Raw genomic sequence first — 11,371 nt, forward strand, 5'->3', positions numbered from 1 at the left:
ATGTGGAAGCATAGTGATATGTGAAGCTGACCAATACTAATTGCTCGTGAGGCTTGACTATACAACACCCAAACAGTTGGTGTTGTAGTCAAAATCACTACAAACAACTTGATTTAGTTAACGCTAAAGATGAACGAAGCTTAAGCAAACGTGAATGCGTTTGCCTGAGTGCAAGGCATAAAGCTATGCTTTATGTTATAATCAACTCAGATATACCTGTTAATAACTCATTTGACGAAAGTTAGGCATTTAATAAGACCTGATGAGTAAGCATCACAGTTGTGCTGGCGACAATAGCAAGAGTGAACCACCTGATCCCTTCCCGAACTCAGAAGTGAAACCTCTTAGCGCTGATGGTAGTGTGGGGTTACCCATGTGAGAGTAAGTCATCGCCAGCTCATTATTCTAAAAATCCCTCTGATCATTCATCAGGGGGATTTTTCATATCTCTATTATAAGTATGCAAAAGTTTTTTATAATGTTTGAATTGATTAGGCTTGACCTATATGCAGATGTCCATCATACAGCTTTTACTGAGTCTATGTATCTTAGCTTACAGTACTGTATGTATAGCAGATGTACGGCAGCTTGAATTTACCCCTAAAAAAAATACCAATTTAGATGGAACTTGGCATTATTTTCCTAAGCATTTTATAAATAATCCGAAAGAACCACATCAAGTAATTAGCAATCAATCCCAAGAACAATATCAAGCAATAAGCGTTAGTCTACCTAATTCTTTTGAGCAGCTCATTGGTCAAACTAGTCATCATGGTAGTTTTATACAAACTTTTCGTTTGCCACAAGCTGCTATAGGTGAGCCAGTGGCTTTGTTTCTACCGTATCAATATGGAGCTTATAAGCTCTATATTGATGACAAGCTCATGTTAAAAGTAGGTGTTGTCGGTGATGAGAAGCAGCATGTCACTGAAATGGCACCACGTTTGTTAATCTTTTCAGTGAATCCAGCTGAGGTGACTTTGCGTGTAGATTTTTCGAGTTACCAGCACATACGTGGTGGATTAGAGAATTCGATTGTGATTGGCTATGAGGAGCCTGTCAGACGCTATTTTTACCTTCATGTGATTCCAGCGACATGGGTAAGTGGCATGTTGGTGATGATCTCATTATTTATGGCGCTGTTTGCCGTGTATCGCTTACGACATCATCAACCTATTATTCCTTTATTATTTTTATCTTTATTTATTTTATGCTTTAGTTTACGTAGTTTTTTTGCCGTTCCATTTAGTTATACCTTATTTACTTCAATTGACTGGTTGTTGGGTACACGTATTGAATATATGTTAACTGGGCTGATTAGCTTCTTTTTCTTAACTTATATTCGTTTAGCATTACCACATTTATTACACAAAACGATTTATATTTTTTTAAGCTGTATCATTTTTGCTAATTTTTTACTTATTTTAACTCAGCCACCTGTTGTTTTTCAAGCCTTCTTTTTTAAAACCTTTGCGGCTTCAATTTTATTATTTATCAATATGCTCTATGGGGTATATAAAATTTTTAAGTATAAAAATAAATTCTCAAAATCTAACGCCTTAGCAATTGGTGTTGTTTGTCTGACTTTTATTCATGATTATTTATTAGGTTTAAGATTAATCGATTCAGTCGAAATCGCTTTTTATACCTCTTGTATTTATTTTATTGTTGTGACCCTGCAATTGAGTCGTGATTATGCTTTACAAAGTGAACAGGCTATTGCTTATAATCAAGAGTTAATCCGGCTAAATCATACTCTAGACCAGCAAGTGGCAGAGCGAACGCATACAGTGATTCAATTGAATGAACAATTAAAAATTCAACTCAAATTAGATGGTTTAACTGGTGCTTATAATCGTTTTGCCTTAAATGAAATGCTACAAGATTATTTTAGTCAACCTGCAGATAAACGAGCCTTTATTGGTTTTTTTATGTTAGATGTAGATTTTTTTAAAAACTATAATGATTATTATGGACATTTAAAGGGTGATGAAGTTCTTAAAAAATTGGTAGAAGTTTTAAGACAACAGTTACCTGAAAATGGCTTTTTAGCGCGTTATGGTGGTGAAGAATTCGCGATTATTTTACCTAATGTGTCTCTTTTAGCGGCTCAAGCCTTTGCCGAACAATGCCTAACAGCAGTGCGTGAACTAAATTTACAGCATCAACAACGCTTAGATGATAAACATGTGGTAACGATTAGCATTGGCGGTGCTCTTATGCAGCCACAGCAGCGTTATGAAAATGCGGATGCTTTGATTCGTTGTGCTGATTTACGCCTGTATCAAGCCAAACAACAACGTGACTGTGCTATTGTGAGCTAAAGTCAACCGATTCAATTTGAGGTCAGTATGAAACTGAACGCTTTCTCTCCTTTACCTGAAGATGATGAAGAATTACATTTGCCAGAGCTAGTGTATTGGGCTTCTTTGGGTGATGTTAGCGAAGTACAAAATAGTTTGACACATAGCGATGTGAATAGCACTGATGAGGATGGTTATAGCGCTTTACATGCTGCAGCTGAAAACGATCATCTTGAAGTGGTAAAGCTATTGGTAAGTAAAGGCGCTGATGTTGCGCATAAAGCCCCATACAGCGCTTTAGAGCTTGCAGAAATGGCAGGTCATAGCGAGATTGTGGCTTACTTAAAAAGTCTATAAGAAAAAGCCCCATCATCCTGATGGGGCTTTTCGTATTAGGGTATGTTCTAGGTATAACTCCTGTCGTACCTCACGTTCCTGATGCGCAAACTTAATATTGTTGTTTTATGTTTGGGAAACATCCTGTCTCCTGATGCTTTTATATTAAGTCGAGCGAGCCAAACTGAATAGCGGTTAAAAGCAGCAAACTTTGTCAGTTTAAACCTACAAAAAAACCCGCAGTCGCGGGCTTTAATTGTTAGGCAAACACTTGTGTGACAGCACTATACAGAATCCATAAAATCACAATTGCGACAACAGGTTCCAAAACTTTAGACCAAGCAGGTACGGCAGGCACAGCAACTTCAGCAACAGGGTGGTGATCGTGATGATCGTTTTGGCTAACCATTTGATTAAACTCCTTTAGTGTAGTTTGCAATGATAGCGGTTCTTGCACGATTGGTTTAGAACCTTGCAGCTCTATTAGTCTATTTGTTAACCAAACCCAATCATGTGCTTGCCCAGAAAGATGCTCAACTTGGCCGCGAAACAGTTCACGGAAACCCTCAACCCCAAAACTAGCCGTATCGTCGAGTTGTTTTAGCTCTTGTAGCTGTAAACTGACAATATCGGTCAGTGCAGGTTCTAATTGCTCTTTAGGTAGCGGTGATTGGTTATGTACAGACGTGGTTAAGCGCCGCGCAATTTCTTGGATATACAGGTGTTCTTGGGATTGAATCTCTTGGTAAAGTTTATTGTGATCTTCACGCCATAGCACAATCAGTTTACCGAGGCTTAAAACATTTAAGTCATGTAATAAGTTTTGTCTGGTAGTGTGATCGTATTGCTCGAGAAGCTGAGGCTTTTGAATACTAATCTGCTCAGCAAAATATTGTACTAAATCAAAAGCCATCAGATTCTCCTTATTTAATCCAAGATACGTAGGCTCGGTTTTTTCTTCGGTTGTTGTTGTTCTTGTGCTTCTGATTCTACTTGATCATTTGCAGTTTGAATATCAGCATATTCACTTGGATCAAAGAATAAACCTTGACCATTTTCACGTGCATAAATCCCAAGTAAGGCTGCAAATGGTACATAAATATCACGAGATACGCCGCCAAAACGTGCAGAGAAAGTAATTGCATCGTTACTCATGTGTAACGCATGCACGGCATGTGGCACGATGTTTAAGACAATTTGCCCATCTTGTACGTATTCGGTAGGTACCATGGCGTTAGCTGCTGTAGCATCTACTAATAAATATGGCGTTAAATTATTGTCACAAATCCACTCGTAAATAGCACGGGTTAAGTAAGGGCGAGTTGGAGTCACGTTTAGTTCTACATCAGACATAATAGGCTCAATAAGTTAGGTTAAGAATTCACGATAGCGATTTTTTTCCTGCAATGTGAGTGATTTAACAAAAGCAGGTCGGCTAAAAATACGTTGGCAATATAAATGAATCGGGCGGCAATGCTGTCGGGGTAATTCAATGCCCATGGCTTTTAAGCGTAAAAAGATGGGTGCCAACATACAGTCTAAGATACTTAAGCTCTCAGACATAAAATAAGGAAAATGCTGAAATAACGGTGTCAGCGAAATCAGCGTGTCACGTAATTTTTGTTGCGCTTGTTGTTTAGCCTTGGCATCTAAGCTATCTGGATGGCACAGCATCGCATCGGCTAAACGTAACCAATCCTGTTCAAAACGCCATACATATTGGCGTTGTTCGGCACGCGGCCCGGGTGCATCGGCATAAAGTTTATTTTGACGATAACGATCGTCTAGATATTCGGCAATAATCGTGGTATTAAATAATTTCAGCTCATTTTCTATTAGCATGGGCAAGCGATTATAGGGATTTAAGCTGGCAACATCTTCATCGCTATCATCGACCATAATTAAATGATATTTAATTTGTTTTTCAGCTAAAACGTAACGAATCCAATGGCAGCGGAAATCATCACTGTGGCTGTATAAGGTAATTCCCTGTATGGCTGGGTTTTCCAAGGACATAAACTACTAAGCTAAAATCGAAGAAATTAGGATACTAAAACCTGTGCCAAAAAGCACGTCACAGAGGCAAAGCACAACAAAAAAGACCGAGGGAGGAGCAAAATGCTCAATATCATTTTTATTTTAAGCATGTTGATGATTGGTTTAGTCAATTATTATCTATTACGCGATTTTTGGTGTACTGATGCGTATCAATAGCACATAAAAAAAGCCTTGGGAAATCCCAAGGCTTTTTTGGTCCGATTCGGTAAACGAATTAACGTTTAGAGAATTGAGGACGTTTACGTGCTTTACGTAAACCAAGTTTCTTACGTTCAACTTCACGAGCATCACGAGTAACGAAACCAGCTTGACGAAGAGCAGGTTTTAAAGTTTCGTCAGAAGCGATTAATGCACGAGTAATACCGTGACGGATCGCGCCTGCTTGACCACCGATACCACCACCTGAAACAGTGATGTAAAGGTCGTATTTAGTTGTCGCTTCTAAAAGCTCAAGCGGTTGGTTAACAACCATACGAGCAGTCTCACGACCGAAGTATTGTTCTAAAGAACGGTTGTTAATTACGAGTTTACCAGTACCAGCTGATAGGAAAACACGTGCAGTTGCGGTCTTACGGCGACCTGTACCATAGTTAGTAGCCATGTGCTGTATCCCTTAGATGTCCAAAACTTGTGGCTGTTGAGCAGCGTGTGGATGCTCAGTACCAGCGTACACTTTCATTTTTTTGATCATTGCGTAACCAAGAGGACCTTTTGGTAACATACCTTTAACAGCTTTTTCTAAAACTGCTTCAGGTTTGTGCGCGATTAACTTTTCAAAGTTAGTTTCGCGGATACCACCAGGGAAACCAGTATGGCGATAGTATTTCTTATCAAGTGCTTTTTTACCAGTCACTTGGATTTCTTCAGCATTGATTACAACGATATAGTCGCCAGTGTCAACGTGAGGAGTATAAGAAGTTTTATGCTTACCGCGTAAACGACGAGCGATTTCAGTCGCAAGGCGACCTAAAGTTTTGCCAGAAGCATCAACAACGTACCAGTCGTGTTGAACTTCAGCTGGCTTAGCGCTGAGAGTTTTCATTAAACCACTACCTATTATAGTTGGTTTGGACTATGGAATCTGTCCAAACTAAAGGAGACGCGATTCTATACCAATCTGTACAGAACCACAATGAAAATTAAAATTTCAAGCGGCATATTCTATAGCGAATCTTTAAGGAGTGCAAATATTCATCAATAAATATTGCGATTTTTTTCAGCAACTTTGAACAATTCAACAAAATGCTCACGAGAAAAGCTAGATATAATAGTGATAAATTAAGCAAAGAGATAAAACATGCTGCCTTTATATGTCACCAGTGGTGAAGCTGCAGGGATTGGTCCTGATATCTGTTTAAGTTTAGCCAAGCGTGTGGATGAACGACCGATTGTGGTATTGGCAGATCTTCATATGCTGAACAGCCGTGCGCAGAGCTTAAAACTTGATGTCAAACTGATTGAATATCAAGGACAAACTGAGTCATCAGAAGTGGGGGAACTGTATGTCGAGCATGTTGCATTGGCAGAAGAGGTGGTTCTAGGGCAATTAAATCCTAAAAATTCAGCATATGTCTTAGAACAATTATGTCGTTCCGCGGATTATGCAATGCAGGGTAAAAGCGTTGGTGTGGCTACAGCGCCCGTACAAAAATCAGTGATTAATGATGCCGGCATTGCCTTTAGTGGACACACCGAATATTACCAAGAATTTGCCGGCGTACCCCGTGTAGTGATGATGCTTGCCACCAAAACCTTACGGGTAGCACTTGCCACCACGCATTTACCTTTACGTGCTGTACCTGATGCGATTACCCCTGAGCGTTTGCAGCAAGTGATTGATATTTTAATTCACGATTTAAAATCCAAATTTAAAATTGCAGCACCGAAAATTTTGGTTTGTGGCTTAAATCCGCATGCTGGTGAAGATGGCTATTTAGGCATGGAAGAAATTGAGGTGATTAACCCTGTATTAGAGGCTTATCGCTCAAAGGGCATTAATATGAGCTTAAGTTTGCCTGCAGATACCTTATTTACTCCAGAAAACCTAAAAGATGCCGATGCAGTTTTAGCGATGTATCACGATCAAGGCTTACCTGTGTTAAAATCACAAGGCTTTGGTGAAGCCATTAATATTACTCTCGGCTTACCGTTTATTCGTACTTCAGTTGATCATGGCACAGCACTCTCCCTCGCAGGCACGGGACTTGCAAAAAGTTCCAGTTTGCATGTTGCTGTTGATTTAGCCTTAGATCTCGCTCGTCACTAATTCACGTTGGAATTCTTTTATGTATCAAATTAATGCCTTAAACCCAAAAGATGAAGGGCATCACACGCGCAAGCGTTTTGGTCAAAACTTTTTACATGACCAACGTGTAATTGCCAAAATTGTGCGCTCAGTCAATCCGCGTACTGGCGACAACATCGTGGAAATTGGTCCGGGTCTTGCCGCTTTAACTTCACCACTCATTGGTGAATGTGATGCGCTAACTGTAGTTGAGCTAGATCGTGACTTAGCGGCAGGTTTACCAGGTCGTGTGCCATATCCTGAGCGTTTAACCATTGTTGAAACCGATGCGTTAAAATACGACTTTACCGAATTATTTGAAGAAGATCGTCCATTACGTGTGGTGGGTAACTTACCGTATAACATCTCGACACCTTTGTTATTCCATCTCTTAGAATTTGGTAACAAAGTGAAAGACATGCACTTTATGCTACAAAAAGAAGTGGTCGATCGTATTACGGCAGCACCAAACACCAAAGAATATGGTCGTTTATCCGTGATGATTCAGTATTACTGTAAACCAACCTTCTTATTTGAAGTGCCACCAGGTTCATTCAACCCGCCACCAAAAGTGACCTCTGCGGTGTTCCGTTTAGAGCCATACGATGTCAAACCGATTGTGGCGCAAAATGAAAAAGCTTTAGCGCGTTTGGTGTCGCATGTGTTTACCCAACGTCGTAAAACTTTACGTAACAGCTTAAAAGGCATGTTGGTAGAAGATGGCTTTGAAAAAGCGGGCATTGATCCAATGGCGCGTCCTGAAACGCTAACCTTGGCGCAATTTGTGGCATTGTCTGATCAAATGGTGGGCTAAATGGCAGGTTATAACTATGTGATTGGGGACGTGCAAGGCTGTTTTGAAGCACTCAAAGCGCTCCTTAAAGAAATTAAATTTGATGTAGATCAAGACTTTATTTGGTTTGCAGGTGATTTAGTGGCGCGTGGTGAAAACTCAGTCGGTGCAATCCGTTTTATTAAAAAATTAGTCGAGCGTGGTGCAGCAGCAACCGTGCTTGGCAATCATGATTTGAATTTATTGGCTGTGGCGCGTGGGATTAAACCAAGCAAGCCCAATGATCAAATTGATGATGTGATTCACGCTTTAGAAAGTGATGATTTGATTGATTGGTTGCGTCGTCAGCCTTTATGTTTATTTCCGAATGAACAGACTGTGCTCACTCATGCCGGTATTCCTTGTAATTGGACAGCTCTACAAGCTGCACAATATGCCAAAGAAGTTGAGGCAGTACTTCGTGATGACGATTTTGCTGTACTAGATGCTTTCTTAAGCGAGATGTATGGTAAAAGCCCCGAGCTTTGGTCGGAAGATTTACAAGGTCATGCGCGTTTACGCTGCATTACCAACTATTTAACCCGTATGCGTTTAACGGATGCAACAGGACGTTTAGAGTTTAGCTTTAAAGACAGTTTAGACGACCCAATGCCTGAAGGTTTTAAACCGTGGTTTGAGTTTGAGTCACAAGCGACGCAAACCCATCAAATTGTCTTTGGTCATTGGGCGGCGTTACAAGGCAAAACCATCTCCGACAAGATTCAAAATGTCGATGGTGGCTGCGTATGGGGCAATCAATTGCTTGCTTATCGCTTAGAAGATCAACAGATCTTTAGTGTGGATAATCCTTGTACTTAAGCTATAAAAAAAAGCCTGCTTGATGCAGGCTTTTTTTATTTCAGTAATAAAATAAACGTTGGTAGCCAAACTGCGGTAAACACCGCATTGACCGCCATACCAAAAGCGGCATAACGACCTGCCACGGGACCACGTTGCCATGCTTGCGCCGTGCCAATGGCATGGGCTGCTAAACCTAGCGCTAATCCTGAAGCACGCTCATCTTTAATATTACGTAAAATAATCGATGAAAAAGCCGCGCCAATCGTGCCAGATAAAATCACAATTAAAATGACCAAGGTCACAGGTGAATGCAGCAGTTCGGCAATGTTAATCGCAATCGGGGTGGTCACTGCACGCGTGGCAAAGGCCATAATCGTCGGCTCTGCCATATGTAAGGCATAGGCCAAGCCCATGGGTAAAGCCACTGCACTTAAACTGGCAAAGACTAAAATACCAAGCATAGCTTTTAAGGGTAAATCGTCATAGCGCATAGCCGCCAATGGAATCGCAAGCGCCACGGTTACATAGCCAAGCAAATGACTAAAAATACTGTTCATGTCGCTGCTATAGTGTTCATAAGGAATATCTAGTACTAGCAATAAAGCAATGACAAAGAACATACCAATAACTAAAAGTGGCACTTGAGGCAGGCGTTTATTGATAGGTTTGGCTGCGAGATAAGCCAGCAAAGTGAGAATAAAACCGCTTAAAACACTCAACATGTTATTCTCCTAAAGCCACTTTTTGGCCATTTTGGCATATACCCAAAGCGGGATTAAAGTGCTGACCACCAATACTAATAAAAACAGCGGAATTTCTGCCCCCATATGCACCAAAGCAATCAGCGAACCTGCACAAATCGGTAAAAAAGCAAAACCACTTTCTTTCATGATTTTATTGTTAGTATCGACAAGGCGTTGCGGTAAGCCTTTCGTTGTGCGCCAAATGGCTAACATCACCAATAGACTTAATAAACCTGTAAGATTGCCCATTTCTGGATGACCCCATTGTCCACATAACCAAACCGCTACTTCACGGAAAATAATAATGAGGGAAATGGTGCCAATCCAAGCAGGCCAGTCGATCTTGTTCAATCCTTGCATCGTCGCTGTTGCCTAAGTTTTATACGATAAGTTTCATCTTTTAACCGATTTAGGGTTTGATTTCAAACTCTTCTAACGTTCTTTGAAATTGTTGTGCTTTTTCGCCTAAAATTTCAGCAATTGGTAAATGTGCTTGCTTAATCAGTTGTTCAAGTTTGGCTGGTGCCATTGCAACTTGTAGATGTAAATTACCTTCATCATCATAATGTTCTTGATTAATGACATTTAAATTATACAACTGCGTGCGTAATTTACCGTATGCCGGTTTTAAAACCATGTCAAAACTTTGCAGTTGCCCCATTAAGCATTCTTGAACCGCTTGCTTGAGTAAGTCGAGTCCTGCAGCGCTATGCGCTGACACATAAACCCGATCTGGTTGATGCGGCTTGGCATAAATAATTTTTGCCTCTTCACCACTTTGGTCAATTTTGTTATAGACGCGTAAAATGGGGGTATCCACGCCAATTTCTTTGAGTACTTTTTCTACCGCTTCAATTTGTTCATGCATATCGTGACTGCTTGAATCAATGACATGCAAAATTAAATTGGCTTCTAAAGTTTCTTCTAAAGTGGCTTTAAAAGATTCAACCAGTGAGTGTGCCAAATTACGCACAAAGCCTACGGTATCGGCAAGGACTAAGGTGCCAATGCCATCCCAATCCAGGCGGCGTAAGGTTGGATCGAGTGTGGCAAACAGTTGATCTGCTGCATAAACGTCGCTATGTGCAAGGCGGTTAAATAAGGTAGATTTCCCTGCATTGGTATAACCGACTAATGAGACCGTTGGTACAGCAGCCTTTTGCCGTGCCGCACGACCTTGAATCCGCGTTTGACGGACTTTATCGAGTTTGGCTTTAAGCTGGGTCATACGAACTTTGAGTAAACGACGGTCAGTTTCGAGCTGGGTTTCACCCGGACCACGTAAACCAATCCCGCCTTTTTGACCATCTAAGCCTAAACGACCACCCACCAAACGTGAGGACAGATGCGCCAGCTGCGCCAATTCAACTTGTAATTTACCTTCAAAGGTACGCGCACGCTGCGCGAAAATATCTAAAATCAGTTCGGTACGGTCGACCACACGGCATTGCACCACACGTTCTAAGTTACGTGCTTGGGCAGGGGTTAAGGCATGGTCAAAAATCACCAATTCGGCTTCTAATGCTTCAACACGTTCGGCGATTTCTTCGGCTTTACCAGAGCCGACAAATAGTTTGGCATCTGGACGTAGGCGCTGGACGTGAATATGTTCGACAACTTCAGCTCCTGCAGATTTGGCCAGCAATGCAAATTCAGCACTGTCTAGATCATCTAACATCTGGACAGCAACACTGACTAAAATAATACGTTCACTCTGCGCAGGCGCGAATTCTTCCACTCGATTCTCTTATGAGCCTATAAAATTCTATTCTAGGGCAAAGCATAGAAGAAGGACAATCGGTTAGGGTTGTAAAAGCGTATGTAAAAGTTTAGCAAACAATAAAATCGCGCCTAAATACAAAATTGATAAACCGAGCACCATTTTGAATAGGTTGGTGAGCTTGAGTAGATCCACGCGAGACTTGACTGGCTGCTTATACATGATGGCTTGACTCAAATTGAATAAACAATAAGCACAGTGTAGAGGGTTTGTTTTTGCCATGAAAATGGGATT

At 40.9% G+C, this 11,371-nt stretch carries 14 protein-coding genes and 1 rRNA gene; 6 read left to right on the forward strand and 9 right to left on the reverse strand.

What is annotated here, in order from left to right; genetic code table 11:
- Positions 1-283: 283 nt before the first annotated feature.
- From rrf to CYK47_RS03640, 3 genes are all read left to right on the forward strand, one after another.
- Positions 284-398 (forward strand): 5S ribosomal RNA (gene rrf / locus CYK47_RS03630).
- A 108-nt stretch (positions 399-506) separates the two neighbouring features.
- Positions 507-2,324 carry a GGDEF domain-containing protein gene (locus tag CYK47_RS03635; RefSeq protein ID WP_122899020.1) on the forward strand — a complete coding sequence of 606 codons (1,818 nt, stop codon included), beginning with the start codon at positions 507-509 and terminating at the stop codon, positions 2,322-2,324.
- 27 nt (positions 2,325-2,351) lie between these two features.
- Positions 2,352-2,660: an ankyrin repeat domain-containing protein gene (locus CYK47_RS03640; protein WP_122899021.1), complete on the forward strand. Its 309-nt coding sequence runs from the start codon at positions 2,352-2,354 to the stop codon at positions 2,658-2,660.
- A 238-nt stretch (positions 2,661-2,898) separates the two neighbouring features.
- Here CYK47_RS03640 and CYK47_RS03645 read toward each other — a convergent pair whose 3' ends face one another.
- From CYK47_RS03645 to rplM, 5 genes are all read right to left on the reverse strand, one after another.
- Positions 2,899-3,552: a hypothetical protein gene (locus CYK47_RS03645; RefSeq protein WP_122899022.1), complete on the reverse strand. Its 654-nt coding sequence runs from the start codon at positions 3,550-3,552 to the stop codon at positions 2,899-2,901.
- Between the two features lie 14 nt (positions 3,553-3,566).
- On the reverse strand, positions 3,567-3,992 hold the full coding sequence (locus CYK47_RS03650; RefSeq protein ID WP_122899023.1) for a ClpXP protease specificity-enhancing factor: 426 nt from the start codon (positions 3,990-3,992) through the stop codon (positions 3,567-3,569).
- 15 nt (positions 3,993-4,007) lie between these two features.
- Positions 4,008-4,655 carry a glutathione S-transferase N-terminal domain-containing protein gene (locus CYK47_RS03655; protein WP_122899024.1) on the reverse strand — a complete coding sequence of 216 codons (648 nt, stop codon included), beginning with the start codon at positions 4,653-4,655 and terminating at the stop codon, positions 4,008-4,010.
- Positions 4,656-4,911: 256 nt separating this feature from the next.
- On the reverse strand, positions 4,912-5,298 hold the full coding sequence (gene rpsI, locus CYK47_RS03660; protein ID WP_067763381.1) for a 30S ribosomal protein S9: 387 nt from the start codon (positions 5,296-5,298) through the stop codon (positions 4,912-4,914).
- 12 nt (positions 5,299-5,310) lie between these two features.
- A complete protein-coding gene (gene rplM, locus CYK47_RS03665; RefSeq protein ID WP_004695096.1) occupies positions 5,311-5,739 on the reverse strand; it encodes a 50S ribosomal protein L13 in 429 nt (142 codons plus the stop codon).
- A 255-nt stretch (positions 5,740-5,994) separates the two neighbouring features.
- On the opposite strand from rplM, the gene pdxA reads away from it, so the two are divergent.
- Genes pdxA through CYK47_RS03680 form a run of 3 tightly spaced genes read left to right on the forward strand, consistent with a single transcriptional unit; the run spans position 5,995 to position 8,632 of the window.
- Positions 5,995-6,963, forward strand: a complete 969-nt coding sequence (gene pdxA / locus CYK47_RS03670) for a 4-hydroxythreonine-4-phosphate dehydrogenase PdxA (protein ID WP_122899025.1) — start codon at positions 5,995-5,997, stop codon at positions 6,961-6,963.
- Between the two features lie 19 nt (positions 6,964-6,982).
- Positions 6,983-7,795, forward strand: a complete 813-nt coding sequence (gene rsmA, locus CYK47_RS03675) for a 16S rRNA (adenine(1518)-N(6)/adenine(1519)-N(6))-dimethyltransferase RsmA (protein ID WP_122899027.1) — start codon at positions 6,983-6,985, stop codon at positions 7,793-7,795.
- Positions 7,796-8,632 carry a symmetrical bis(5'-nucleosyl)-tetraphosphatase gene (locus CYK47_RS03680; RefSeq protein WP_122899029.1) on the forward strand — a complete coding sequence of 279 codons (837 nt, stop codon included), beginning with the start codon at positions 7,796-7,798 and terminating at the stop codon, positions 8,630-8,632.
- A 35-nt stretch (positions 8,633-8,667) separates the two neighbouring features.
- Here CYK47_RS03680 and CYK47_RS03685 read toward each other — a convergent pair whose 3' ends face one another.
- The 4 genes from CYK47_RS03685 to CYK47_RS15430 form a co-directional block, all read right to left on the reverse strand.
- Positions 8,668-9,336, reverse strand: a complete 669-nt coding sequence (locus CYK47_RS03685; protein WP_122899030.1) for an LrgB family protein — start codon at positions 9,334-9,336, stop codon at positions 8,668-8,670.
- A gap of 9 nt (positions 9,337-9,345) precedes the next feature.
- A complete protein-coding gene (locus CYK47_RS03690) occupies positions 9,346-9,717 on the reverse strand; it encodes a hypothetical protein (protein WP_122899032.1) in 372 nt (123 codons plus the stop codon).
- Between the two features lie 49 nt (positions 9,718-9,766).
- On the reverse strand, positions 9,767-11,095 hold the full coding sequence (hflX, locus tag CYK47_RS03695) for a ribosome rescue GTPase HflX (protein WP_122899034.1): 1,329 nt from the start codon (positions 11,093-11,095) through the stop codon (positions 9,767-9,769).
- A gap of 63 nt (positions 11,096-11,158) precedes the next feature.
- Positions 11,159-11,299, reverse strand: a complete 141-nt coding sequence (locus CYK47_RS15430; protein ID WP_164709140.1) for a hypothetical protein — start codon at positions 11,297-11,299, stop codon at positions 11,159-11,161.
- Positions 11,300-11,371 lie beyond the last annotated feature (72 nt).

Source organism: Acinetobacter sp. B51(2017) (assembly GCF_003711395.1).
In the GTDB taxonomy this organism is placed as follows: Bacteria; Pseudomonadota; Gammaproteobacteria; order Pseudomonadales; family Moraxellaceae; genus Acinetobacter.

Bases quoted from the DNA above. Each gene is read 5' to 3' on its own strand.
- CYK47_RS03635 (WP_122899020.1), top strand. From the start codon at position 507: ATGCAGATGTCCATCATACAGCTTTTACTGAGTCTATGTATCTTAGCT.
- CYK47_RS03640 (WP_122899021.1), top strand. From the start codon at position 2,352: ATGAAACTGAACGCTTTCTCTCCTTTACCTGAAGATGATGAAGAATTA.
- CYK47_RS03645 (WP_122899022.1), bottom strand. From the start codon at position 3,552: ATGGCTTTTGATTTAGTACAATATTTTGCTGAGCAGATTAGTATTCAA.
- CYK47_RS03650 (WP_122899023.1), bottom strand. From the start codon at position 3,992: ATGTCTGATGTAGAACTAAACGTGACTCCAACTCGCCCTTACTTAACC.
- CYK47_RS03655 (WP_122899024.1), bottom strand. From the start codon at position 4,655: ATGTCCTTGGAAAACCCAGCCATACAGGGAATTACCTTATACAGCCAC.
- rpsI (WP_067763381.1), bottom strand. From the start codon at position 5,298: ATGGCTACTAACTATGGTACAGGTCGCCGTAAGACCGCAACTGCACGT.
- rplM (WP_004695096.1), bottom strand. From the start codon at position 5,739: ATGAAAACTCTCAGCGCTAAGCCAGCTGAAGTTCAACACGACTGGTAC.
- pdxA (WP_122899025.1), top strand. From the start codon at position 5,995: ATGCTGCCTTTATATGTCACCAGTGGTGAAGCTGCAGGGATTGGTCCT.
- rsmA (WP_122899027.1), top strand. From the start codon at position 6,983: ATGTATCAAATTAATGCCTTAAACCCAAAAGATGAAGGGCATCACACG.
- CYK47_RS03680 (WP_122899029.1), top strand. From the start codon at position 7,796: ATGGCAGGTTATAACTATGTGATTGGGGACGTGCAAGGCTGTTTTGAA.
- CYK47_RS03685 (WP_122899030.1), bottom strand. From the start codon at position 9,336: ATGTTGAGTGTTTTAAGCGGTTTTATTCTCACTTTGCTGGCTTATCTC.
- CYK47_RS03690 (WP_122899032.1), bottom strand. From the start codon at position 9,717: ATGCAAGGATTGAACAAGATCGACTGGCCTGCTTGGATTGGCACCATT.
- CYK47_RS15430 (WP_164709140.1), bottom strand. From the start codon at position 11,299: ATGTATAAGCAGCCAGTCAAGTCTCGCGTGGATCTACTCAAGCTCACC.